Origin of the sequence: Pseudomonas sp. R11F (genome assembly GCF_050312575.1) — a bacterium.
Taxonomy (GTDB): Bacteria; Pseudomonadota; Gammaproteobacteria; order Pseudomonadales; family Pseudomonadaceae; genus Aquipseudomonas; species Aquipseudomonas palleroniana.
Window position 1 is genome coordinate 1 of sequence record NZ_JBNPJU010000023.1, and the last position, 25,730, is coordinate 25,730.

General features: G+C 61.5%; 17 protein-coding genes and 1 pseudogene. 6 read left to right on the forward strand and 12 right to left on the reverse strand.

All coding sequences use genetic code 11. The features are described 5' to 3' along the window. The 9 genes and pseudogenes from ACQRBV_RS07040 to pilM all read right to left on the reverse strand — a co-directional run. Nucleotides 1-1,358: FAD-dependent oxidoreductase (locus ACQRBV_RS07040; protein ID WP_427877915.1), on the reverse strand; the 1,358-nt coding region annotated here is incomplete at its 3' end. A 32-nt stretch (nt 1,359-1,390) separates the two neighbouring features. Next, nucleotides 1,391-5,836 (reverse strand): glutamate synthase large subunit, encoded by a 4,446-nt coding sequence (gltB, locus tag ACQRBV_RS07045; protein WP_411985284.1) that lies wholly within the window; start codon nt 5,834-5,836, stop codon nt 1,391-1,393. A gap of 355 nt (nt 5,837-6,191) precedes the next feature. Next, nucleotides 6,192-7,763: an SPOR domain-containing protein gene (locus ACQRBV_RS07050; protein WP_411985285.1), complete on the reverse strand. Its 1,572-nt coding sequence runs from the start codon at nt 7,761-7,763 to the stop codon at nt 6,192-6,194. Between the two features lie 10 nt (nt 7,764-7,773). Beyond that, nucleotides 7,774-8,874, reverse strand: coding sequence for a 3-dehydroquinate synthase (aroB, locus tag ACQRBV_RS07055; protein ID WP_411985286.1), 1,101 nt, complete (start codon nt 8,872-8,874; stop codon nt 7,774-7,776). Between the two features lie 125 nt (nt 8,875-8,999). Further along, nucleotides 9,000-9,518, reverse strand: coding sequence for a shikimate kinase AroK (gene aroK, locus ACQRBV_RS07060; protein WP_003187914.1), 519 nt, complete (start codon nt 9,516-9,518; stop codon nt 9,000-9,002). Nucleotides 9,519-9,522: 4 nt separating this feature from the next. Continuing rightward, a pseudogene (locus tag ACQRBV_RS07065) lies at nt 9,523-10,779 on the reverse strand (type IV pilus secretin PilQ); the annotation flags it as partial. Nucleotides 10,780-10,917: 138 nt separating this feature from the next. Then, nucleotides 10,918-11,880: a pilus assembly protein PilP gene (locus ACQRBV_RS07070; protein ID WP_411985287.1), complete on the reverse strand. Its 963-nt coding sequence runs from the start codon at nt 11,878-11,880 to the stop codon at nt 10,918-10,920. Continuing rightward, a complete protein-coding gene (locus ACQRBV_RS07075) occupies nt 11,877-12,428 on the reverse strand; it encodes a PilN domain-containing protein (RefSeq protein ID WP_060755206.1) in 552 nt (183 codons plus the stop codon). The genes ACQRBV_RS07070 and ACQRBV_RS07075 overlap by 4 nt, the downstream gene beginning before the upstream one ends. Next, nucleotides 12,425-13,081 (reverse strand): type IV pilus assembly protein PilM, encoded by a 657-nt coding sequence (gene pilM / locus ACQRBV_RS07080; RefSeq protein WP_411985288.1) that lies wholly within the window; start codon nt 13,079-13,081, stop codon nt 12,425-12,427. The genes ACQRBV_RS07075 and pilM overlap by 4 nt, the downstream gene beginning before the upstream one ends. A 232-nt stretch (nt 13,082-13,313) precedes the next feature. On the opposite strand from pilM, the gene ACQRBV_RS07085 reads away from it, so the two are divergent. Next, nucleotides 13,314-15,776: a penicillin-binding protein 1A gene (locus tag ACQRBV_RS07085; RefSeq protein ID WP_411985341.1), complete on the forward strand. Its 2,463-nt coding sequence runs from the start codon at nt 13,314-13,316 to the stop codon at nt 15,774-15,776. A gap of 213 nt (nt 15,777-15,989) precedes the next feature. On the opposite strand, the gene ACQRBV_RS07090 is transcribed toward ACQRBV_RS07085, so the two are convergent. The 3 genes from ACQRBV_RS07090 to rpmE all read right to left on the reverse strand — a co-directional run bounded on the left by ACQRBV_RS07090 (nt 15,990) and on the right by rpmE (nt 18,488). Then, on the reverse strand, nt 15,990-17,258 hold the full coding sequence (locus ACQRBV_RS07090) for a malic enzyme-like NAD(P)-binding protein (RefSeq protein ID WP_060755208.1): 1,269 nt from the start codon (nt 17,256-17,258) through the stop codon (nt 15,990-15,992). A gap of 181 nt (nt 17,259-17,439) precedes the next feature. Continuing rightward, nucleotides 17,440-18,234: a thermonuclease family protein gene (locus tag ACQRBV_RS07095; protein ID WP_104995307.1), complete on the reverse strand. Its 795-nt coding sequence runs from the start codon at nt 18,232-18,234 to the stop codon at nt 17,440-17,442. 35 nt (nt 18,235-18,269) lie between these two features. After that, on the reverse strand, nt 18,270-18,488 hold the full coding sequence (gene rpmE / locus ACQRBV_RS07100) for a 50S ribosomal protein L31 (protein ID WP_010213765.1): 219 nt from the start codon (nt 18,486-18,488) through the stop codon (nt 18,270-18,272). 216 nt (nt 18,489-18,704) lie between these two features. Between rpmE and ACQRBV_RS07105 the strand changes: the two genes are divergently transcribed. The 5 genes from ACQRBV_RS07105 to hslU all read left to right on the forward strand — a co-directional run bounded on the left by ACQRBV_RS07105 (nt 18,705) and on the right by hslU (nt 25,640). Then, nucleotides 18,705-20,924, forward strand: coding sequence for a primosomal protein N' (locus tag ACQRBV_RS07105; RefSeq protein WP_411985289.1), 2,220 nt, complete (start codon nt 18,705-18,707; stop codon nt 20,922-20,924). A 129-nt stretch (nt 20,925-21,053) separates the two neighbouring features. After that, a complete protein-coding gene (argS, locus tag ACQRBV_RS07110) occupies nt 21,054-22,790 on the forward strand; it encodes an arginine--tRNA ligase (RefSeq protein ID WP_411985290.1) in 1,737 nt (578 codons plus the stop codon). Between the two features lies 1 nt (nt 22,791). Continuing rightward, entirely contained in the window at nt 22,792-23,493 is a 702-nt protein-coding gene (locus ACQRBV_RS07115) for an SPOR domain-containing protein (protein WP_016972721.1), read from the forward strand. Between the two features lie 241 nt (nt 23,494-23,734). Continuing rightward, nucleotides 23,735-24,265: an ATP-dependent protease subunit HslV gene (gene hslV, locus ACQRBV_RS07120; protein WP_003171209.1), complete on the forward strand. Its 531-nt coding sequence runs from the start codon at nt 23,735-23,737 to the stop codon at nt 24,263-24,265. 37 nt (nt 24,266-24,302) lie between these two features. After that, on the forward strand, nt 24,303-25,640 hold the full coding sequence (hslU, locus tag ACQRBV_RS07125; RefSeq protein ID WP_090367283.1) for an ATP-dependent protease ATPase subunit HslU: 1,338 nt from the start codon (nt 24,303-24,305) through the stop codon (nt 25,638-25,640). The last annotated feature ends 90 nt before the right edge of the window (nt 25,641-25,730 follow it).

The following is a 25,730-nucleotide window of genomic DNA, read 5'->3' on the forward strand; positions in this document are numbered from 1 at the left end:
ACCACCAGGTCAGACCCACGCACCATGTCGCCGCCGGCGAAGATTTTCGGGTTGCTGGTCTGGTGCTTGTACTGGCCCTGCTCCGGGGCTACGACGCGGCCCTGGCTGTCGGTCTGGATCTGGAACTGCTCGAACCACGGCGCCGGGCTTGGACGGAAACCGAAGGCGATGACCACGGCGTCGGCCGGGATGATCTCTTCGGAACCCGGGATCGGCTCGGGACTGCGACGGCCACGGGCGTCCGGCTCGCCAAGACGCGTCTCGACCACCTTCACGCCTTCGACGCGATCCTCACCAACGATAGCAATCGGCTGGCGGTTGTAGAGGAACTTCACGCCCTCTTCCTTGGCGTTCTTCACCTCTTTGCGCGAGCCCGGCATGTTGGCTTCGTCACGGCGATAGGCACAGGTCACCGACTTGGCGCCCTGGCGGATCGACGTACGGTTGCAGTCCATCGCAGTGTCGCCACCGCCCAGCACTACGACCTTCTTGCCTTTCATGTCGACGAAATCTTCCGGCGACTTTTCAAAGCCCAGGTTGCGGTTGACGTTGGCGATCAGGAAGTCCAGAGCGTCGTAAACGCCTGGCAGGTCCTCACCGGCAAAGCCGCCCTTCATGTAGGTGTAGGTGCCCATGCCCATGAACACGGCATCGTATTCTTCGAGCAGCTGCTCCATGGTCACGTCTTTGCCGACTTCGGTATTGAGACGGAACTCAATGCCCATGCCGGTGAACACTTCGCGACGGTTGCTCAGTACGGTTTTTTCCAGCTTGAACTCGGGAATACCGAAGGTCAGCAGGCCGCCGATTTCCGGGTTCTTGTCGAACACCACCGGGGTCACGCCGCCACGCACCAGCACGTCGGCGCAGCCCAGGCCAGCAGGGCCGGCACCGATGATGGCAACGCGCTTGCCGGTCGGCTTGACCTTGGACATATCCGGACGCCAACCCATGGCGAACGCGGTATCGGTGATGTACTTCTCCACCGAACCGATGGTCACTGCGCCGAAGCCATCGTTAAGGGTGCACGCGCCCTCGCACAGACGGTCTTGCGGGCACACCCGGCCACACACTTCCGGCAGGGTGTTGGTCTGGTGCGACAGCTCGGCGGCGGCGAGGATGTTGCCCTCGGCCACCAACTTGAGCCAGTTGGGAATGAAGTTGTGCACCGGGCACTTCCATTCGCAATACGGGTTACCGCAACCCAGGCAGCGATGGGCCTGGTCGGCCGAGTGCTGGGGTTTGAAGGGTTCGTAGATTTCCACGAACTCTTTCTTGCGTTGACGCAACAGTTTCTTCTTCGGATCTTTGCGCCCGACATCGATGAACTGGAAGTCGTTATTCAGACGTTCAGCCATGTTAAAACCTCATCAAACTCTTCAGGCGCATATCACTGCGGGTTGGCACGGATGCTGGAAAGCAACGATTTCAGGTTGGCAGCCTTGGGCTTGACCAGCCAGAAACGGCGCAGGTAGTCATCGAGGTTCTCGGCGAGGTTACGACCCCATTCGCTGCCGGTTTCCTCAACGTACTCGTCCAGCACGTGTTGCAAGTGGTTCCGGTAGGACTCCATGGCTTCGCCGCTGATCCGCTGGATCTCGACCAACTCGTGGTTGACCTTGTCGACGAAGGTGTTGTCCTGGTCGAGCACGTAGGCGAAGCCGCCGGTCATGCCCGAACCGAAGTTGTAACCGGTCTTGCCCAATACCGCGACAAAGCCCCCGGTCATGTACTCGCAGCAGTGATCGCCAGTGCCTTCCACCACAGTGTGGGCACCCGAGTTACGCACGGCAAAACGCTCGCCGGCGGTACCGGCGGCAAACAGCTTGCCACCCGTGGCACCGTACAAGCAGGTGTTGCCGACAATGGCACTGTCCTGGGTCTTGTAGACGCTGCCTTTGGGAGGAACGATCACCAGCTTGCCGCCGGTCATGCCCTTGCCCACGTAGTCGTTGGCGTCGCCTTCCAGGTACATATGCAGGCCGCCGGCGTTCCACACGCCAAAGCTCTGGCCTGCCGTGCCCTTGAAGCGGAAGGTGATCGGCGCTTTCGCCATACCCTGGTTGCCGTGCTTGCGCGCGATTTCGCCGGAGATGCGTGCGCCGATGGAACGGTCGCAGTTGCAGATATCCAGCGCGAACTCACCACCGCTGGCGTCATTGATCGACGAAGCGGCCAGTTCGACCATCTTCTCGGCCAGCAGGCCCTTGTCGAACGGCGGGTTGCGGTCCACACCGCAGAACTGCGGCTTGTCGGCCGGGATGTGATCGCTGCCCAACAGCGGCGTCAGGTCCAGGTGATGCTGCTTGGCGGTCTGGCCTTCGAGGATTTCCAGCAGGTCGGTACGCCCGATCAGTTCCTCCAGCGAACGCACGCCCAGCTTGGCCAGCCACTCACGGGTCTCTTCGGCCACATAGGTGAAGAAGTTCACCACCATGTCGACGGTGCCGATGTAGTGATCCTTGCGCAGCTTCTCGTTCTGCGTCGCCACGCCGGTGGCGCAGTTGTTCAGGTGGCAGATGCGCAGGTATTTGCAGCCAAGGGCAATCATCGGCGCGGTACCGAAGCCGAAACTTTCGGCGCCGAGGATCGCCGCCTTGATCACGTCAAGGCCGGTCTTCAGGCCACCGTCGGTCTGTACCCGCACCTTGCCGCGCAGGTCGTTGCCGCGCAGGGTCTGGTGGGTTTCAGCCAGGCCGAGTTCCCACGGAGCGCCCGCATACTTGATGGAAGTCAACGGCGAAGCACCGGTACCGCCGTCGTAGCCGGAGATGGTGATCAGGTCGGCATAGGCCTTGGCCACACCGGCGGCGATGGTGCCCACGCCGGCTTCTGCCACCAGTTTCACCGAGACCAGGGCCTGCGGGTTGACTTGTTTCAGGTCGAAAATCAGCTGCGACAAGTCTTCGATTGAATAAATGTCGTGGTGCGGCGGAGGCGAAATCAGCGTGACGCCCGGCACCGCATAACGCAGCTTGGCAATCAGACCGTTGACCTTGCCGCCCGGCAGCTGGCCGCCCTCACCGGGCTTGGCGCCCTGGGCTACCTTGATCTGCAGCACTTCGGCGTTGACCAGGTATTCCGGGGTCACGCCGAAACGGCCGGTCGCCACCTGCTTGATTTTCGAGCTCTTGATCGTGCCGTAGCGCGCCGGGTCTTCACCGCCTTCGCCGGAGTTGGAACGCGCACCCAGGCGGTTCATGGCTTCGGCCAGGGCTTCGTGAGCCTCAGGCGACAAGGCGCCCAGGGAAATACCGGCGGAGTCGAAGCGCTTGAGGATCGATTCCAGTGGCTCGACATCGTTGATGTCCATCGCCGTGTCCAGGGTTTTCACCTTGAACAGGTCGCGGATCATCGACACCGGGCGGTTGTCCACCAGCGCGGTGTATTCCTTGAACTTGGCGTAGTCGCCCTGCTGCACAGCGGCTTGCAGGGTGTTCACCACATCCGGGTTGTAGGCGTGGTATTCGCCACCGTGCACGAACTTGAGCAGGCCGCCTTGCTGGATCGGCTTGCGCGCACTCCAGGCTTCGGTGGCCAGGGCTTTCTGTTCAGCCTCGATGTCGACGAAGCGCGCGCCCTTGATACGACTTGGCACGCCACGGAAGCTCAGTTCGCAGACTTCTTCGGACAAACCGATGGCCTCGAACAATTGAGCGCCGCGGTACGAGGTGACGGTGGAGATGCCCATCTTCGACAGGATCTTCAGCAGGCCCTTGGTGATGCCCTTACGGTAGTTCTTGAACACCTCATAGAGGTCGCCGAGTACTTCACCGGTGCGGATCAGGTCGCCCAGCACTTCGTAGGCCAGGAACGGATACACCGCCGAGGCGCCGAAACCGATCAGCACCGCGAAGTGATGCGGGTCGCGGGCGGTGGCGGTTTCCACGAGGATGTTGGAGTCGCAGCGCAGGCCTTTTTCGGTCAGGCGGTGGTGTACCGCACCGGTAGCCAGCGAAGCGTGGATCGGCAGTTTGCCCGGCGCAATGTGGCGGTCGGTCAGTACGATCTGGGTGCGACCGGCGCGCACAGCCTCTTCGGCCTGGTCGGCAACGTTGCGCACGGCGGCTTCAAGGCCGAGGCTCTCGTCGTAGTTCAGGTCGATGATCTGGCGGTCGAAACCCGGACGGTCCAGGGTCATCAACGAGCGCCACTTGGCCGGGGACACCACTGGCGAACTGAGGATGACGCGGGAGGCGTGCTCCGGCGATTCCTGGAAGATGTTGCGCTCGGCCCCGAGGCACACTTCCAGGGACATCACGATGGCTTCGCGCAGCGGGTCGATCGGCGGGTTGGTCACCTGGGCGAACTGCTGGCGGAAATAGTCGTACGGCGTGCGCACACGTTGCGACAGCACGGCCATCGGCGTGTCGTCGCCCATGGAGCCAACGGCCTCGTAGCCTTGCTCACCGAGCGGGCGCAGCACCTGGTCGCGCTCTTCGAACGTGACCTGGTACATCTTCATGTACTGCTTGAGCTGGTCGATGTCGTAGAAAGCCGAACCGTGGTCGTTGTCTTCCATGGTCGCCTGGATGCGCAGGGCGTTCTTGCGCAGCCATTGCTTGTACGGGTGACGAGACTTCAAGCGGTTATCGATGGCGTCGGTGTCGAGGATCTGCCCGGTTTCGGTGTCCACGGCCAGGATCTGGCCAGGACCTACGCGGCCCTTGGCGATAACGTCTTCCGGCTTGTAGTCCCACACGCCGATTTCCGACGCCAGGGTGATGAAACCGTTGGTGGTGGTGACCCAGCGCGCCGGGCGCAGACCGTTACGGTCGAGCAGGCACACCGCGTAGCGACCGTCGGTCATGACCACGCCGGCCGGGCCGTCCCACGGTTCCATGTGCATCGAGTTGTACTCGTAGAACGCACGCAGGTCCGGGTCCATGGTCTCGACGTTCTGCCACGCAGGCGGAATGATCATGCGCACGCCACGGAACAGGTCGATGCCGCCGGTGACCATCAGTTCGAGCATGTTGTCCATGCTCGAGGAGTCGGAGCCCACGCGGTTGACCAGCGGGCCGAGCTCTTCCAGGTCCATCAGATCGTTGGCGAACTTGGTGCGACGGGCCACGGCCCAGTTGCGGTTGCCGGTGATGGTGTTGATCTCGCCGTTGTGGGCGAGGAAGCGGAATGGCTGGGCCAGCGGCCATTTCGGCAGGGTGTTGGTAGAGAAGCGCTGGTGGAACACGCAGATTGCGGTTTGCAGGCGCTCATCACTCAGGTCAGGATAGAAGGCGGTCAAGTCCGCCGGCATCATCAGGCCTTTATAAATAATGGTCTTGTGGGAAAAGCTGCAGATGTAGTGATCGGTGTCGGCGGCGTTGGCCACCGACGAGCGACGACGCGAGGTAAACAGCTTGATCGCCATGTCCTGGTCGCTCAGGCCATCGCCTGCGATGAACACTTGTTCGATCTGTGGCAGGCGCTCCAGGGCCAGTCGGCCGAGTACGCTGGTGTCGATCGGCACCTTGCGCCAGCCGACGAGTTGCAGGCCGGCAGCCAGGATCTCGCGGTTCATGTTCTCGCGAGCGGCTTCGGCTTTGACCGGGTCCTGGTTGAAGAACACCATGCCCACGGCGTATTGCTTGGGCAGGTCGACTGCAAATTGCTCTTTGGCGACGGCGCGCAGGAACTGGTCGGGCTTTTGAATCAGCAGGCCGCAACCGTCACCGGTTTTACCGTCGGCGTTGATCCCACCGCGGTGGGTCATGCAGGTCAGGGCCTCGATGGCCGTTTGCAGAAGGGTATGACTGGGCTCGCCCTGCATATGGGCTATCAGGCCGAAACCGCAGTTATCCTTGAATTCATCGGGTTGGTACAGACCTGCTTTCATAGACACTTTCTCACCAGGCTGCCTCTTATATCGAGGCAAATTTCTTTTCAATTCAACCGGTTACCTTCCACGTCGAACGTACGCCGACTTAGCGGGGGCAAAAGGGAGGTCATTGTACACACCGACACAGACGCTCACAAATTTAGCGACGAAATGTCGCAAATCTATGTCGCATTTATGAAAGGTTTAAAGCGATATGCTGTGCTAGTCAAAACTTTTTTAATTCTGACCGCTACGACTCAAAAGCTACTGTGACGCAGACACCACAAAGCGCGCGGTCCCGGGAGGAACTGCACGCACTTGCGGTTATTTTTTGAGGTGCCGGGAGGGCGGCCTGGGTAAGGCCACCGGATCTTCAGCGAGTTGCCGCCAGTTCCTGTTGGACGCTGGCAACAGTGCGAGGCCAAGGTTTACCAGCCTGAACCTTCGCTGGCAAGGCTTTGATAGCAGAATCAGCTGCGGCGCGGCTTGGGAAGCTGCCGTAGGTGATCACATAGAGAGGCTTGCCGTTGAGCACTTTCTTGAAATAACGGTACTCGCCGCCCTGCTCCTTCACGAACGCCTGGGCGTTGGCTTCGGAACTGGTGCCCAGGATCTGTACCACGAAGTGGCCAGCAGGCTGGCTGGTGTACCAACTGCTGCCGGCTGCGGCCGGGGCTGCCTTGGCAACGGTGGCGGCAGGCTTCTCGACCGGCTTGGCCGCTGGCGCAGGCTTGGCAGCCGGAGCGGGTGCTACAGGCTTGGCCGCGGGGGCTGGTTTGGCCGTGGCCACGGTCGGAGCCGGGGTTGGTGTCGGCTTGGCAACCGCAGCCGGCTGGCCCGCTGGCACGCCCGCCGGCGGTGCAGTGGTGGTCACGGTCGGAGGTGTGGCGCTGGAACCTTCCACCGGCACGCCGTCGTCGCCTTCGGAGATACCACCGGCCTCTTCGGCAAGTGGCCCGCGCATCACTGGCTGGCCAACCATCGGCAGATTGGTCGGTTGGCCAGAGTTGGCGAACTCGACGTTTGGCGTGGGCTTGCCCAGTGGCAGTTGCGCCTGCTCAGTTGGCGCGCCGGCAGTGGCGGGGGCCTTGCTACGGCCTGGAATCAACCAGGCGGCGGCTACGGCGACCACCACAACGGCGGAAATAGCCAATACGTGCTTCTTAGGCATAGTGAACCCCATCTTTGGACGCTTAACCGCAGAGCGGCTGGCAATCATGGCTTCGATCATGGCATCCCGGGCGACCTGGTTGATGGTGCCTGGCCAGCCGTCGGAGCTTTCGTGAATATCAGAGATCTGTTGAGCGGAGAAAAGTTCGATACCGGCCCCGGCGCCTTCGAGACGTAGAGCCAGGTATTCGCGGGTTTCCTCTTCCTCGTAGGGCTGCAATTCGATGACGTGGAACAGTTCCTGATCGCCACTGATCTGCTCCAGATCGGCGATCAACGACGACTCACCAAACAGGAACACATGGGGACGACCTTCGGGTGTCCCCGCGGCCAGCGCCAGCAGCGCTTCCAGGGCGGACTCGTCGAGCTGCTCGGCGTCATCCACCAACAGGTAGACTTCCTGACCGGTCAGGCCCAGTTGCACCACCTGCTTGAGGATCGCGTTCGGCTCGGCGGTGGGCACGTCCAGCGCCTGGGCCACCTGGCGCAGCACGCCCGCCGCATCACCGGCGCCACGGGCCGACACCACCACGCTCTGCACCGTCTGCTTGTTGGTGCTGGCTACCAGCGCCTGGCGCAGCAAGGTCTTGCCGCTGCCCAACGGGCCCGTCACTACCAGCAACAGCTGGCTGTAGCGCGCCAGGTGATGCAACTGACCAAGCACCGGCTTGCGCTGCGCCGGGAAGAATTTGAAACCAGGCACCCGTGGAGCAAAAGGGTCGTGGCTTAGATGGTAATGGCCGAGGAACGCCTCGTCGGCATGCAAACTAGTCATCGGGATCTTATTAACCTTTCAGCTGGGCCAGGGCGCGGTAATCCGCTCCCAGCGTGGCCTGTAAAATCTCTTTCGGATAATCGTCGGTCACCACCGCTTCGCCCATGTGGCGCAGCAACACCAGTCGCAGTCGACCGTCGATCACTTTCTTGTCTATCGCCATATGTTCGAGGAAGTCCGCCTCGGTCATCTCCTCAGGCGGGATGACCGGCAAACCCGCACGCTGGAACAGGCGGATGCCACGATCACGCTCCTGGGCACTGATCCAGCCCAGGCGTTGCGACATTTCCAACGCCATCACTGTGCCAGCCGCTACGGCTTCCCCATGCAACCACACACCATAGCCCATGTGTGTCTCGATCGCATGGCCGAAGGTGTGGCCCAGGTTCAACGTGGCACGTACACCGGACTCGCGCTCATCGGCATTGACCACCAGCGCCTTGGCGGCGCAGGAGCGGGATATCGCTTCGGTCAATGCCACCTGGTCAAGATTGCGCAAGGCATCGACGTGTTCTTCCAGCCAGGTCAGGAACGGTTCGTCGCAGATCAGCCCGTATTTGATGACTTCCGCCAGGCCGGCCGACAGCTCTCGCGGCGGCAAGGTGTTCAGTGTCGCGGTATCGATCAGCACGGCATTCGGCTGGTAGAACGCACCGACCATGTTCTTGCCCAGAGGATGATTGATGCCGGTCTTGCCACCTACCGACGAATCGACCTGGGACAGCAAGGTGGTCGGCACCTGGATAAAATCCACGCCACGCTGGTAACAGGCGGCTGCAAAGCCGGCCATGTCGCCGATGACGCCGCCACCCAGAGCAATAACAGTGGTGCGCCGGTCATGGCGTGCAGTGAGCAGGCCATCGAAGATCAACTGCAGGGTTTCCCAGTTCTTGTGGGCTTCGCCGTCAGGCAAAATCACGGAGATCACCGAGTAAGCCGCCAGGCTGCGGCTCAGACGCTCAAGATACAACGGCGCGACCGTTTCATTGGAGATGATCGCCACTTGCCGCCCGGCAATATGCGGTGCGAGCAACTGCGGCTGGTCCAACAGACCTTCGCCAATATGGATCGGGTAGCTGCGCTCGCCTAGATCGACCTTAAGTGTCTGCATGTGTCCCCGCGTTGAAGATGTATTGACGTCCGCTGATGTCAAGATCCGACGTCGACTGATGGCTCTACGCCACACCCTGAAAGGAAATGACGCGCCGCCGAGAATAGCGCATTTCGGGCCTGGCTTTAACGGGGTGGCAGCCGCTGCAAGCGCTCAAGAATGTCGAGCACCACCATCCGGGGCGGCCGTTCATCGGTTTCCACCACCAGATCGGCGATTTCCCGATATAGCGGATCGCGCAACGCCAGCAAATCCCGCAGGGTCTTTGCCGGGTCGGCTGTGCGCAGCAACGGGCGATTGCGGTCGCGAGCGGTGCGGCCTACTTGCTGCTCCACCGAGGCATGCAGGTAGACCACACGGCCACCGGCATGCAGCGCACGGCGGTTTTCATCGCGCATCACGGCGCCACCACCGGTGGCCAATACTACGCCGTCGCAGCCGCACAGTTCGGCAATCATCGCCTGCTCGCGGTCGCGGAAGCCCAGCTCGCCTTCCTTATCGAAGATCCATGGGATATTGGCACCCGTGCGCAATTCAATTTCCTTGTCGGAATCTTTGAATGGCAGGCGCAGCTCTTTGGCCAGCAAACGGCCGATGGTGCTTTTTCCAGCCCCCATCGGTCCTACAAGAATCAAATTTCGCACAGAATCAACGACTCACAGCAATCGCCTGGTTATTCATAATACGCGGAGTCAGGAATACCAGCAGCTCGGATTTTTTCTCCGCCAGCACATCGCGCCGGAAAAGGCGGCCAAGATACGGCACATCGCCCAAAAATGGCACTTTATCTACCACTTTGCTTTGGGTATTGGAGAAAACCCCGCCAATCACGATGGTCTCGCCATCCTTGACCAATACCTTGGCATTGACCTCGTTTTTCTTGATCGGCGGCACATCGTTGAGTTTGTTCAGATAGTCCGGCTCATCCTTGGTGACCTTGACCTCCATGATGACCCGGTCGTCCGGAGTGATTTGCGGGGTCACTTCCAGGGACAACGAAGCCTCCTTGAACGACACCGAGGTGGCGCCGCTGGAGCTGGATTCCTGATAGGGAATCTCGGTGCCTTTGAGGATGCGCGCAGTTTCCTTGTCGGCAGTCACCACTTTGGGCTGAGAGACGATTTCACCGTTGCCGGTTTTCTCCATGGCCGTCAGCTCAAGATCCAGCAACAGGTTGTCGGTGATATAAGCGATACCCAAGCCTGAAGTCCCCGTCAGCGAGCCCAGGTCGACAAAGGGCGACGTGGGTGGCTCTTGCGGCGGCTCGGTACCTTCAGGCAGCGGTTTGCGAATACCGCCGGCGCCCCAGTTCCCCCGACTGAGCCCACCGCCCCAACGCGCGCCCAGGCTTTTGTCGTAATCGACATTGGCCTCGACGATCCGTGCCTCGATCATGACCTGCCGCACCGGAACATCGAGTTGCGCCACAATGCGCCGCAACTCCTCCAGCCGCTCCCCGGTCTGGTAGGCAATGATGTTGTTGGTGCGGTCATCCACTGCAACCGAACCACGTTCATCGGTGGTGCCCTCGAGCCCGTTGACGGATTGGAACAGCTTGGCCAGGTCTGCCGCCTTGGCGTAGTTGACCTGCAACAACTCTCGACGCAACGGTGCCAGTTCAGCCATCTGCCTGCGCGACTCCAGCGTCAGCAGCTCGCGAGCAGCCAACTCATCGGCAGGAGCGACCAGCAATACGCCGGCCTTCAGCCGTTTATCCAAGCCTTTGCTGTGCAATACCAGGTCGAGCGCCTGATCCCAGGGCACGTCCTTGAGCCGCAAGGTGATCGAGCCTTGCACTTCGTCGCTGGCCACAAGATTGAGGCCGGCAATGTCGGCAATTTGTTGCAGCACTGCGCGCAGTTCGATGTTCTGGAAATTGAGGTTCAGTTTCTCGCCGGAATACGCATCCGAAGCGATCTCCCCGGGAGGGGGCAACTGGATCAAGTCCAGGCGATTGGGCACAGCAGCAGCCATCGGTGTCGTGAACGCTATCCATAGCGCCACACCGAAGGACAAGAAAGTCCTTTTCATTGATTGATTCCGTTATGAGTTGACGTTCAGCTTCAAGGTTCGTGGACGCTCCAGCCATGCACCCTGTCCATCGGGGAATAGCTCGACAAGTTCGATATGCCCCTCATGAATAGCCCTGACCCGGCCATGGTTCTGCCCCAGATAATCGCCCACCGCCAGTCGATAGACCTCTGACGCGGCCCGTAGCAAGGCAAAGACCTGTCCGCCACGGGACAGCGTGCCGACCATTTCGAACTGATCGGTGGCCAACCCTTCCAGCTTCCCCCTGCTACGAGCGGGATCAGGCGCAAGCGCCGGCTGACCGGAGACCCAATCGTCCGGCAAGGTGGAAGGCTGGAACGGGTCGCGCCGGGCTGATGAGTCGTAGGCAAGGCGCGCCTCAGAATCGAGCGACAGCTTGCCGAGCGATTCGCCGCGATAGGCTCTGGCCAGCAGCTCGAGATGCAGCAAGGCGCCATCCGGGCGAAGCGCTACATCATGCACAGTCACGAGCCTCGACAGCCCACCCAAGGCCGCCACGAACATCGCCAGGTCGTGGTAAGCCCCACTGGCGCCGATCTGCACGGGTTGTTCAATGAGAAACGCGCGCGGTTGCTCATCCAGGACCGTGATGCCCTCCACCACCAAGCCATTGCTCGCCGCCAGGCGAGTGATGTCTTCAAGCAAGCCAGGCACCTCGGGCTGGCCGGGAATCGCCCCCAGTACCGCCGCTGCCTTGTGCTCCATCGCGCTGAATTGTTGGGCACGTACCTCCAGGCCCGCATCCAGGTCCGCCCGTTGCGCCAGCTGTTGTTGCAGCGCCGTTTCCCGCGTTTCAAGTACGCGCAATCGCTCCCGCGAGGGGCTCAGGAGCCAGGCGTCTCCCACCACCAGCAGCAGGCCAGCCAATGCGCAGGCGAGCAGGGCTTTGCCAGGCCAGGGCCATGTTGCAACGTTGTGAGTGAGTGCGTAAAAGTCGAGCCTGGGCAGGCTCATGGTTGCGCCTCGGTGGTTTCCCCCTGACGCACCATCAATTGGAACTCATTGTCGCCGCTCCCGGCATCCGCACGTACACGCTGGAGCCGCGTGGCATGAGTACCCTGGGAGGCTTCCAGGCGACGCATCAACTGGGCGATGTCTTCACTGGTTTCAGCACTGCCGCTGACGCTGATGGTATCGCCGTTCGCCAGCACTTCATGCAGCCGGACGCCATCCGGCACCGCACGGGCCAACTGGTCAAACAGCTGGGCACTGGTAGATCGAGCGTCATGCAGATCCTGCACAACCTTCATGCGCTCCGCCAATTGCTGGCTTCGCTCCTGCAACTCGTCGATGGTCTTGATACGCGCGTCCTGAGCGGCGATTTCCCTGCCCAAATGTTGATTGCGCGTCACTTGCCGGTCTATCGCCCGGTCGATCACCTGATCGGCCAACCACACCGCAGCGAATGCCACACAGGCGAACGCCAGCAGCAGCACCAGCAAATACTTGCGCCGCCGCTGTGCCAGCGCCTGGCGCCAAGGCAAAAGATTGATTCGTGTCATTCAGCGAAACTCCTCAGGGCCAATCCGCAAGCCACTCCCAGCGCCTGGGCATCCACGGCCCATTGTGCACCATCGACTCGATGACCCGGCATGAAGCTGGCGAAATCCTGACGGCTCGCACGCTCCAATGCAAATCCCTCGATATCCACCACCCGCGGCACAAGCCCGGCAAGGGCCAGGACCTCTTCGCGCGCCTTGACCTGTTCCTTGAGACAGGCCGCCAACAACACCTCGACCCTGTGCGGGTCTTGCGCCGAAGGGCCACGCACCTGAAAGTCGATAGCCACGTCGTCCAATGGGTAAGGAATGTATTGGTCGGCCTCCATCTGGATCATCCAGACCATCTCCTCATCACTGAGCCCCGCGTCCATTTCGATCACCCGCGTGATCACCGAAGGTCCAACCACGGCGACCGCAGCCTGGCGCACCGATGTCCGCAACCGCACCAGAGCGTGGCGCAGCGCCTGCCCTATGCCCTCAAGGTCGAGCAATGTGCCGTCGACCACCGCATGCGCCGGCAGTGCCTGCGTGGCGTAGCCCTCGACGGTATAGCCGGCGCTTGAATGGCCCAGCTCGACCAGCTTGATGCCGCTGTCATGAATATCGACGCCGAGGACGGTGTCGACTTTTCGCCTGAAAAATCCCTTTTTCATAAAACTCCCCAAAACTTTGCCGGTCATACCGGCAGTCATACCCTCTGGTTACCGCCGGCGTTCATGCATTCGGTCGACTTGTTTGAGTGGCGCGAATGACGCCCCAAGCCGAAAATGCTTTAATGCCCAGCGTTTTTTCCCGCTTTTTATCTGCAGCTCGGGTCGATCCATCGTTTGCCATGCATGCCCCGACGCGTAACCCATTCTTTTCTCTGGAAATCCAAAAGCCTTGATTCGTCTGCTGAAGTTTTTCGGGTACTCCATTGTCGCGATCGTCTGCGGGCTGCTGCTCGTACTCAGCGGTGCCTACCTCTACCTTAGTCCGGGTTTGCCCTCCGTAGAGGCGCTCAGAAGTATCCAGTTGCAGATTCCTTTGCGGGTCTACAGCAGCGATGAAAAACTGATCGCGGAGTTCGGCGAAATGCGCCGCACCCCTATCCGTTTCGCCGACATTCCACCCAATTTCATCAGCGCGCTGCTGTCGGCGGAAGACGATAATTTCGCCAACCACTACGGTGTCGATCCCAGCAGCCTGGTACGTGCGGCCACACAGCTGGTCAAAAGCGGACACATTCAATCCGGTGGCAGCACCATCACCATGCAGGTGGCGAAGAACTTCTTCCTTACCAGCGAGCGCAGTTTTTCGCGCAAGGCCACCGAGATCCTGCTGGCCCTGCAAATCGAACGTCAGTTGACCAAGGACGAGATCCTCGAGCTGTACGTCAACAAGATCTACCTGGGCAACCGTGCCTACGGGATCGAGGCGGCTTCCCAGGTCTACTACGGCAAGTCGATTCGTGACGCCAGCCTGGCGCAGATGGCCATGATTGCCGGCCTGCCGAAGGCCCCGTCGCGCTTCAACCCTCTGGCCAACCCGGCGCGCAGCAAAGAGCGTCGCGACTGGATCCTGGGCCGCATGTACAAGCTGGGCAAGATCGACCAGGCCGCTTACGAAAGTGCCGTGGCCGAGCCGCTGAACGCCAGTTACCACGTGCCGACGCCGGAAGTGAACGCTCCGTACATCGCCGAAATGGCCCGTGCCGAAATGGTCGGCCGTTATGGCAGCGACGCGTATACCGAAGGTTTCCGCGTCACCACGACCGTGCCGAGCAACCTGCAGGAAATCGCCAACCAGTCGGTACATGAGGGCCTGATCACCTACGATCAACGTCACGGCTACCGTGGCCCCGAGTCGCGCCTGCCCGGCAAGACCCTGAGTGCCTGGACCGCAGAATTGGGCAAGCAACGCACGATCAGCGGCCTGGAGCCGGCCATCGTCACCCAGGTGAAGAAAGATGGCGTGCAAGTCCTGACGCGCACCGGCGAAGCGCATGTGGCGTGGGACAGCATGAAGTGGGCGCGCCCGTTCCTGAACACCAACAGCATGGGCCCGATGCCCAAGCAACCGTCGGACGTGGCTCAGGTGGGCGACTTGATCCGTGTGCAACGCCAGAAGGATGACAGCCTCAAGTTCAGCCAGGTGCCGGTGGCGCAAGGCGCGCTGGTGTCCCTGGACCCGCAGAACGGTGCAATCCGCGCCCTGGTCGGCGGCTTTGCCTTCGAGCAGAGCAACTACAACCGTGCCACTCAGGCCAAGCGCCAGCCGGGTTCGAGCTTCAAGCCATTTATCTACAGCGCCGCGCTGGACAACGGCTACACCGCCGCCAGCCTGGTCAACGATGCACCGATCGTGTTCGTCGACGAGTACCTGGACAAGGTCTGGCGCCCGAAGAACGACACCAATACCTTCCTCGGCCCGATCCGCGTGCGCGAGGCGTTGTACAAGTCGCGTAACCTGGTGTCGATCCGCCTGCTGCAGGCAATGGGCGTCGGCAAGACGATCGACTACATCACGCGCTTTGGCTTCAACAAGTCGGACCTGCCACCGAACCTGTCCCTGGCCCTGGGCACCGCCACGCTTACGCCAATGGAGATCGCTACCGGCTGGAGCACCTTTGCCAACGGTGGCTACAAGATCACGCCATACCTGATCGACAAGGTCGAAAGCCGCAATGGCGACACCCTGTTCACTGCCAACCCGCCACGCGTGCCGGGTGATGTCGTCAATGGCGTGGCCGCCCCGGACGGCATCGCGGCCCCCGGCAATGGCGGTATCACCATCGAGCCAACCCCAGGGGCTGCGCCCGTCGCCAGCACTGCGGCACCGGCCGAACCTCAGGCACCTGCCGTTGCGCCACGCGTGGTGGATGGCCGCACCACCTACATCCTCAACAGCATCCTTGAGGACGTGATCAAGAAGGGCACCGGCCGTCGTGCGCTGGCCTTGGGCCGTGCGGATCTTGCGGGCAAGACCGGTACCACCAACGAATCCAAGGACGCCTGGTTCTCAGGCTACAACGCTGATTACGTGACCACCGTGTGGACGGGCTATGACCAGCCGGAAAGCCTGGGCCGCCGTGAATTCGGTGGTACCGTGGCGCTGCCGATCTGGATGAGCTACATGGGCGCCGCCTTGAAGGACAAGCCGTTGCACACTCAAGCCGAACCGGAAGGCATCCTCAGCCTGCGGATCGATCCGATCAGCGGCCGTGCGGCCTCGCCTAGCACGCCGAATGCGTACTTCGAACTGTTCAAGAGCGAAGACACGCCGCCGTCGGTCAACGAGCTGGGTAATGGCGTCGCCCCAGGCAGCCCACTGCCGGCGGATGAAGGCGCGCCGATCGATCTGTTCTGACCCATGAGGGGCTGGCCATGAAGACTTTGTAGGAGCGAGCTTGCTCGCGAAAAACTCATAGACGCCGCGTTTATTCAGGCAACACGCGTAATCGTTGACGTTTTTCGCGAGCAAGCTCGCTCCTACAAACGGCGACTTACAACTCCACCTTTAAGCCACAAAAAAGCCCCGACTCGCGAGAGCCGGGGCTTTTTGTTGGTGCGCTACAACGGCTTAGCCGTTGAACACATCATCCACGCTTTTGAGCGGGTAGTGCTTCGGATACGGCAGGGTTGCCACGCCGGTCTCGATGGCGGCCTTGGCCACGGCATCGGAGATCAGGGTGATCAGGCGCTTATCCATTGGCTTGGGAATGATGTACTCACGGCCGAATTCCAACTTGATGCCGCCGTAGGCGTCACACACTTCCTGAGGTACCGGCAGCTTGGCCAGTTCACGCAGGGCGTTGGCAGCAGCCACTTTCATCTCTTCGTTGATGCGCTTGGCGCGAACGTCCAGGGCACCACGGAAGATGAACGGGAAGCCCAGTACGTTGTTGACCTGGTTCGGGTAGTCCGAACGACCGGTAGCCATGATCACGTCGTTACGGGTGGCGTGCGCCAGTTCCGGGGAGATTTCCGGGTCCGGGTTGGAGCAGGCGAACACGATCGGGTTGGCCGCCATGGACTTCAGGCCTTCAGCGCTCAGCAGGTTCGGGCCGGACAGGCCAACGAACACGTCTGCACCGTTCAGGGCGTCAGCCAGGGTACGCTTGTCGGTAGCGTGGGCAAACATCGCCTTGTACTGGTTCAGGTCGGTACGCTCGGACTGAACCACGCCCTTGCTGTCGACCATGAAGATGTTTTCCAGCTTGGCGCCCATGCTCACCAGCAACTTCATGCAGGAGATGGCCGCAGCGCCGGCGCCCAGGCAAACGATCTTGGCATCAGCCAGGGTCTTGCCGGCGATTTCCAGGGCGTTGATCATGCCGGCTGCGGTAACGATCGCGGTGCCGTGCTGGTCATCGTGGAATACCGGGATGTCACATTGCTCGATCAGGGCCTTTTCGATCTCAAAGCACTCAGGTGCCTTGATGTCTTCCAGGTTGATGCCACCGAACGTGATGGAAATGCGCTTAACGGTGTCGATGAAAGCCTGTGGGCTTTCGGAATCGACTTCGATGTCGAAAACGTCAATGCCGGCGAAGCGCTTGAACAACACGCCCTTACCTTCCATGACTGGCTTGGACGCCAATGGGCCGAGGTTACCCAGGCCAAGAATCGCGGTGCCATCGGAAATCACTGCAACCAGGTTGCCTTTGCCGGTGTACTTGTACGCCAGTTCGGGATCGCGGGCGATTTCACGTACGGGCTCGGCAACACCTGGGCTGTAGGCCAGCGACAGGTCGCGGGCGGTGGCAGTGGCTTTGGTGAGCTCTACACTCAGCTTTCCTGGACGAGGATGGGCATGATATTCGAGAGCGGCAGTTTTCAAATCAGACATATCGGCATTCCGCTTTTACTGTTGGTCGACGGACCGCCGAGGATACTCGTGTCGTAAAGCCCCTACAAGACTGGGCAGTCACAGGTGTCAAGGGCCGTACGCTACGACTTTCGGCCAAGAGCCACGGGATACAAGGGCTTAACTGTTCACAATTGACATTAAAAATGTCTACAATTTTTTCTCAAGATGCCAATTTGAACATGCTGGGGTCAGTCAACGTCAGAAGCCAGCGCGCCTGGTTGCTTTTCACAGCGCCGCGCCTGGAGCGATCCTGCACCCAACCCCGCGCCTCGATGGTCCGGCCTTGCAGACCATTGAGCAGGGCGCTGTCGAACTGATGGGCTTGATCAGGTGCAATGCGTAATACCAGTGCGCCCTGTAATTCAATCCAGATTCCGCCGCGATTGCGCTCAATCTTGCTCACCCGGCCGCTGACCAGGGCAAAGCCGGATCGCGTGAGTTGCGTTACCGATTGCACGGGTGATTGCCGCCATAGGCCCAGCCGCGCCCGGCGGGCGGCGCCTTCGGCGGCTTGCTGGCAAGGGACCAGATCGGTGTTGGGCGCCACACCGACTTGAAACCCAAGCCCCTCGGCCAGTAACTGCGCCTCCAGGTTCTCACCGTCGGCACCATAGAGGTGAGCCAGGGTCCGTCCATAACGGTCTTTGCTCTCGCGCCCCGCCACCAGACCGACTCGCCCGCCACTGGCCGTCACCAATGCCTGCAAGCGCTGGCGCGCGGCGACGGCAAGAGGTTCGTCGGTGCGGCCTCGCTTGCCGGTCTCCGGCGTATTGAGGCCGATCATGCGTACACGGCGACCATCCTTGAGGTGCACCGTATCGCCATCCACCACGCGTTGCACTTCGACTTGGGCCAGCGACGTCGGCGCCGGGCAGTAGGCCTCGGCCTGCGCGGCCGACAGCCAAATCCCGGGCACAAAAAAGGCGCCCACAAGGGACGCCTTTTTCATCAGCATGGAAAAACCGTAACGGCCTCCCAAGTTGATCGGCCTTAGGCCTTTTTGGCACCGAAAGCACCAAAGCGATCTGCGAAGCGCTGTACACGGCCGCCGGTGTCCAGAGTCTTCTGCTTACCGGTGTAGAACGGGTGGCACTCGTTGCATACGTCAGTACCCAGTGGCTTGCACAGGTTCGAACGGGTTTCGAACTTGTTGCCGCAGCTGCAGGTAACTTCGATGGTTTCGTACGCTGGATGGATATCGGCTTTCATGGCACTTCCTCGGGCTAGCGTGCCGCCACTCGACACTATTGTCGAATACCGCACGTAATTAGGCCGCGGATTGTACCAGACCTTTTTAATCGCGCAAGCGGTGCCCGTGGCGCAAACCGCCCTTTCATCAGAAAACCATCGGCTACCCCAAGCCCTCCCCCGTCTGCTAGGCTCCCGCACCTGCGCCACCGCCTGCCTTTATAAGAGACTCCCCGCGTGCCCGACGCCATTTTGCGCCTAGCCCTGCCCTCGCCCCTGCGCCGCCTGTTCGACTACCGGGCCCCGGCCGGCGTATCACGTGCGCAGTTGCAGCCAGGCATGCGCGTGCGCGTACCGTTCGGGCGGCGGGAAATGATCGGGATCCTGGTGGAAATCGCCGACCACAGCGAAGTCCCCGCCGAAAAGCTCAAGCCGGCCCTGGCCATCCTCGACGCCACTGCCCCACTGCCGCCCGCGCTGTTCAAGCTGTGCCTGTGGACCGCCCAGTACTACCAACACAGCCTCGGCGATACCTTGAGCTGGGCGCTGCCGGTGTTGCTGCGCCAAGGCGAACTGGCGGAGGCTCGCCAGGAACGCTTCTGGTCGATAGTCCCCGGCGCACGCCTCGACGACCCGCGCATCGCCCGCGCGCCGCGTCAGCGTGAAGCCCTGGCCACGTTGGCCCAGCATCCCCATGGGGTGGCGCATCCGTTACTGAGCAAGCTGATGCTCAGCAAAGACAGCCTCGACCTGCTGCTGGCCAAGGGCCTGGTGCAGGTGGAAATCCGCAAGCACGCCCCCGACCCACGCCATGAGCACTGGCTGGCCCAGCCCGAACTGCCGCTGAACACTGAACAACGGGCGGCTTATGAAGCCATTCGGGCAGGCTTCGACAGCTTCCACGCGTTCCTGCTGGCCGGCGTCACCGGCAGCGGCAAGACCGAAGTCTATTTGCAGTTGATCCGCGAAACCCTGCAAGCCGGCAAACAGGCCCTGGTGTTGATCCCCGAGATCAACCTCGGCCCGCAAACCCTGGCGCGTTTCGAACAGCGCTTCAACGCCCGTATCGCCCTGGTGCACTCGGCAGTCAATGACCGTGAGCGCCTGGAGTCCTGGCTGGCTGCGCGCGACGGCGAGGCCGACATCATTATCGGCACCCGCTCGGCGCTGTTCACGCCGATGAAGAACCCCGGGTTGATCATCATCGACGAGGAGCATGACGGCTCCTATAAACAGCAGGAAGGCTTGCGCTATCACGCCCGCGACCTCGCGCTGGTGCGAGCGCGCCAGGAAGACATTCCTATCGTGCTGGGTTCCGCCACGCCCTCACTGGAGAGCCTGCACAACGCTTACACCGGCCGTTACGGCCTGCTGCGCCTCAACGAGCGCGCCGGTGGCGCCAAACAACCGCGCTTCCTGCGCCTGGACGTAAAAAGCCGGCCACTGGACAGCGGCATTTCCGGGCCGATGCAACAAGCCATCGGACAGACACTCGCCGCCGGCCAACAGGTTCTGGTATTTCTCAACCGTCGGGGCTTTGCGCCGACGCTGCTGTGCCACGATTGCGGCTGGATGTCCGAGTGCGAGCGCTGCGATGCGCGCATGACCGTGCACCAGCGCTACGGCGAGCTGCGCTGCCACCACTGTGGACACGTGGAACGGGTGCCGCGCCACTGCCCCCAGTGCGGCAAGGTGGACCTGCGCCCGGTGGGCGCCGGCACCGAGCGCGCCGAGGAACGCCTGGGGATTCTGTTCCCGGATTACCCGGTGCTGCGCGTCGACCGCGACAGTACCTCGCGTAAAGACGCCATGAACCAGCTGTTCGCCACCATCCAGAAGGGCCAGCCGTGCATCCTGATCGGCACTCAGATGCTCGCCAAGGGGCATCACTTTCCACGGGTGACGCTGGTGTCGATCCTGGATGCCGATGGCGGACTGTTCTCCGGCGACTTCCGCGCCAGTGAGCGCATGGCGCAGTTGATCGTGCAAGTCGCAGGCCGGGCCGGGCGCGCCGAAGAGCCAGGCAAGGTGATTATCCAGACCCACTTGGCCGACCATCCGCTGCTGATCCAGCTGACGGAAGAAGGTTATTTTGCCTTCGCCGAACAGGCGCTCAGCGAACGCCGCGCCGCCGGTCTGCCGCCGTTCGCCCACCTGGCCTTGCTGCGAGCTGAAGCACACAAACCGGGCCAGGCCGAAGGTTTTCTCGATGAGGCGTGCAGCCTCGCCGAACGTTTATTGGGCGAACTGAGTCTGACCGGCATCGAATTGCTCGGCCCGGTGCCTGCCCCCATGGAGCGCCGCGCCGGGCGCTATCGCGCCCAGCTACTCTTGCAGGCGACGTCCCGCGCGCCCCTGCATCGGCTATTAAGTAGCTGGTTGCTTGCCCTGGAGCAAATGCCCAGTGGCCGGCAAGTGCGATGGTCGTTGGATGTGGACCCGGTAGATTTGTATTGAAGCCCCTGCCACAGGTTAATCGTCCGTGAAGGACCTTCGAAGGTTGGCAAGCCCGCCCTCGCCACGGATAATGCCCAGTTTTTCCACCTGCGCTTCGCGCGCCGCCGCTTGCGGTCGAAAGAGAACACCATGAAAGACACCATTCGCCAGCTGATCCAACAAGCCCTCACCCAACTCGTCGACGAAGGTGTGTTGCCTGAAGGCTTGACGCCGGCGATCCAGGTGGAGAACACCCGCGACAAGACCCACGGCGACTTCGCCAGCAACATCGCGATGATGCTGTCCAAGCCCGCGGGCATGAAACCACGCGACCTGGCAGAAAAGATCATCGCCGCGCTGCCTGCCGACGAGAGTGTCACCAAGGCCGAAATCGCAGGCCCTGGCTTCATCAACTTCTTCCAGAACACCCAGGCCCTGGCCAGTCGTCTCGACGCGGCACTGGCCGATGCTCACGTGGGCGCACGCAAGGCCGGCCCGGCGCAGCGCACCGTGGTCGATCTGTCGGCCCCCAACCTGGCCAAAGAGATGCACGTCGGCCACTTGCGCTCGACCATCATCGGCGACGGCGTGGCCCGGGTCCTGGAGTTTCTCGGTGATGAAGTGATTCGTCAGAACCACGTCGGCGACTGGGGCACCCAGTTCGGCATGCTGATGGCCTACCTGCAGGAAAACCCGATCACCAGCGACGAACTGTCGGACCTGGAAAACTTTTACCGCGCCGCCAAGAAGCGCTTCGACGAATCCGAAGAGTTCGCCGACCGCGCCCGCGGCCTGGTAGTCAAGCTGCAAGCCGGCGACGCCGAGTGCCTGGCACTGTGGACCCGGTTCAAGGACATCTCGCTGTCCCACTGCCAGAAGATCTACGAACTGCTCAACGTCAAGTTGACGATGGCCGACGTGATGGGCGAAAGCGCCTACAACGATGACCTGATCAACGTGGTCAACGACTTGAAGGCCGCAGGCATGCTGGTCGAAAGCAACGGTGCCCAATGCGTGTTCCTCGACGAATTCAAAAACGCCGAAGGCGAGCCGCTGCCGGTGATCATCGTCAAGGCCGATGGTGGCTACCTCTACGCCACCACCGACCTGGCTGCCGTACGCTACCGCAGCGGCAAGCTCAAGGCTGACCGTGCGCTGTACTTCGTCGACCAGCGCCAGGCCCTGCACTTCCAGCAGGTCTTCGCGGTGGCGCGCAAGGCCGGGTTCGTGACGCACCCGATGGAAATGGAACACATGGGCTTCGGCACCATGAACGGCGCCGATGGCCGCCCGTTCAAGACCCGCGACGGCGGCACCGTGAAGCTGATCGACCTGCTGACCGAAGCCCAGGAGCGCGCCTACAACCTGGTGAAAGAAAAGAACCCGGAACTGGCCGAGGCCGACTTGCGCAACATCGCCCGCGTGGTGGGCATCGGGGCGGTGAAGTACGCCGACCTGTCCAAGCACCGCACCAGCGACTACAGCTTCAACTTCGACCTGATGCTCAACTTCGAAGGCAACACCGCCCCCTACCTGTTGTATGCCTACACTCGCGTAGCCGGCGTATTCCGCAAGCTGGGCAAGGACTTCAGCGAAGTCGAAGGCCAGATCGTGCTCGCCGCGCCGCACGAACAAGAGCTGGCAGCCAAGCTCGCGCAATTCGGTGAAGTGCTAAACAGCGTTGGCGAAAAAGGCACGCCTCACATCCTCTGCACTTACCTGTACGAAGTGGCCGGCCTGTTCTCCAGCTTCTACGAGAATTGCCCGATCCTGAGCGCCGACGACGAAGCTCAAAAGCAAAGTCGCCTTCGCCTCGCCGCACTGGCTGGACGGACCCTCAAGCAAGGCCTGGAACTCTTGGGCCTGGAAACTCTGGAGCGTATGTAAGTTGGCTGCCAAGAAAAAACCTGCCCCCAAGCGCGGCGCCAGCCGCTACCAGGCTCCGGCGAAGAAACCTATTCCGGGTTGGCTGTGGATGGCCATCGGCCTGGCGGTCGGTGCGTTTGTCGTGATCCTGATGAAGCTGGAGCCGGGCAAAGGCGATGACGTAAAACGCGTCAAGCAAGAGCAGCAGAAGGCCACGAAAATAGCCGAAGCCAACAAGACGGCGCCGAGCCCGACCGCACCGGTGAAGCCAAAGTACGACTTCTACACGCTGCTGCCGGAATCGGAAGTGATCGTGCCGCCCGACGCCGTGCCGGAGAAAACCCTGCCGACGCCACAAGTACCGACCACCCCGGTAACGCCTGCGGAAGCGGCGAAGATCGACACCGCACGCGCCCAGGCCGCGCTGGCCGGCATCACCCCGCCACCGCCGCCACCGGTCGCCACCACCAAGGCCGCGCCGGTGACCAAGTTCTTCCTGCAGGCGGGCTCGTTCCCGAAACAGGCGGATGCCGATCGCGTGCGTGCACAGATCATTCTGTTGGGCCAGGCGGTGACGGTAGAGTCCGGCACGGTGAAGGATGCGACCTGGTATCGCGTGCTGGTAGGCCCGTTCAGCAACCGTGAGCAACTGACCGTGGCACAGAAGCAACTGGCTGGCGCCGGGTTTAGTAACCTGCTGTTACAACAACGCCAGAGCCGCTGATCAAAAATGTGGGAGGGGGCTTGCTCCCGATAGCGGTGTATCAGTACCAGACGAACTGGCTGATCCATTGCCATCGGGAGCAAGCCCCCTCCCACATTTGCTTTTGCGGTGTTCTCGAGTGTGTGTCAGACCAATAAACACCACTCGTCCGCCACACCCCCCTACGGTTGAAATCCTCCTCGTCACCCCCATATGAGTTTCCATCAGGGCATTTTCGCCCCGCTGCGTGGAGACTCTCCTCTTGACCACCATCGTTTCAGTACGTCGCCACGGCAAAGTCGTCATGGGCGGCGACGGCCAGGTTTCCCTGGGTAATACCGTGATGAAAGGCAACGCGAAGAAAGTGCGCCGCCTGTACCACGGCCAGGTTCTCGCAGGCTTTGCCGGCGCTACCGCCGATGCCTTCACCCTCTTCGAGCGCTTCGAAGGCCAGCTGGAAAAACACCAGGGCCATCTCGTTCGCGCCGCCGTCGAACTCGCCAAAGAATGGCGCACCGACCGCTCCCTCAGCCGCCTAGAAGCCATGCTGGCCGTTGCCAACAAAGACGCGTCCCTGATCATCACCGGTAACGGCGATGTGGTTGAGCCTGAACATGGCCTGATCGCCATGGGTTCCGGTGGCGGCTACGCCCAGGCGGCAGCCAGCGCACTGTTGAAGAAAACCGACCTGTCGGCCCGGGAAATCGTCGAAACCGCCCTGGGTATCGCCGGCGATATCTGCGTGTTCACCAACCACAACCAGACCATTGAGGAGCAGGACCTCGCCGAGTAAGCCGCAGGCTTACTTGCGCTTGAGGCCGCCAAACACTATGTCCATGACTCCCCGCGAAATCGTCCATGAACTTAACCGCCATATCATCGGCCAGGACGATGCCAAGCGCGCCGTTGCCATTGCGCTGCGTAACCGCTGGCGCCGGATGCAACTGCCCGAAGAACTGCGCGTTGAAGTAACGCCGAAGAACATCCTGATGATCGGCCCGACCGGCGTCGGTAAAACCGAGATCGCCCGTCGCCTGGCCAAATTGGCCAACGCCCCCTTCATCAAGGTCGAAGCCACCAAGTTCACCGAAGTGGGCTATGTAGGCCGCGACGTCGAGTCGATCATTCGTGACCTGGCCGACGCGGCCTTGAAGCTGCTGCGCGAGCAGGAGATGAGCAAGGTCAGCCATCGTGCCGAAGACGCCGCCGAAGAGCGCATCCTCGACGCGCTGCTGCCGCCGGCACGCATGGGTTTCAACGAAGACGCCGCACCGGCCTCGGACTCCAACACGCGCCAGCTGTTTCGCAAGCGCCTGCGTGAAGGCCAACTGGACGACAAGGAAATCGAGATCGAAGTCGCCGAAATCTCCGGCGTCGACATCTCGGCCCCGCCTGGCATGGAAGAAATGACCAGCCAGTTGCAGAACCTGTTCGCCAATATGGGCAAGGGCAAGAAGAAAAGCCGCAAGCTCAAGGTGAAGGAAGCACTGAAACTGGTGCGCGACGAAGAAGCCGGTCGCCTGGTGAACGAGGAAGAACTCAAGGCCAAGGCCCTGGAAGCCGTCGAGCAGCACGGTATCGTGTTTATCGATGAGATCGACAAGGTGGCCAAACGCGGTAACGCCGGCGGTGTCGATGTATCCCGCGAAGGTGTACAGCGCGACCTGCTGCCGCTGATCGAAGGCTGCACCGTGAACACCAAGCTGGGGATGGTCAAGACCGACCACATCCTGTTTATCGCTTCCGGTGCTTTCCACCTGAGCAAACCCAGCGACCTGGTGCCGGAGCTGCAAGGCCGCCTGCCGATTCGCGTGGAACTCAAGGCACTGACGCCGGGCGACTTCGAACGCATTCTCAGCGAGCCGCATGCCTCGCTCACCGAGCAGTACCGTGAGTTGCTGAAAACCGAGGGCCTGGGGATCGAGTTCCAGCCGGACGGCATCAAGCGCCTGGCCGAAATCGCCTGGCAGGTCAACGAGAAGACCGAGAACATCGGTGCGCGCCGCCTGCATACGCTGCTGGAGCGTTTGCTGGAAGAAGTGTCCTTCAGTGCGGGTGACCTGGCCGGTGCGCAGAACGGCGAGCTGATCAAGATCGACGCCGACTACGTCAACAGCCACTTGGGCGAACTGGCGCAGAACGAAGACTTGTCGCGCTACATCCTGTAGACCCAGCTCAGGACTGCTTTGCTTTACTGTGGGAGGGGGCTTGCTCCCGATAGCGGTGTATCAGTATCAGATAAGCTGACTGAGGCACCG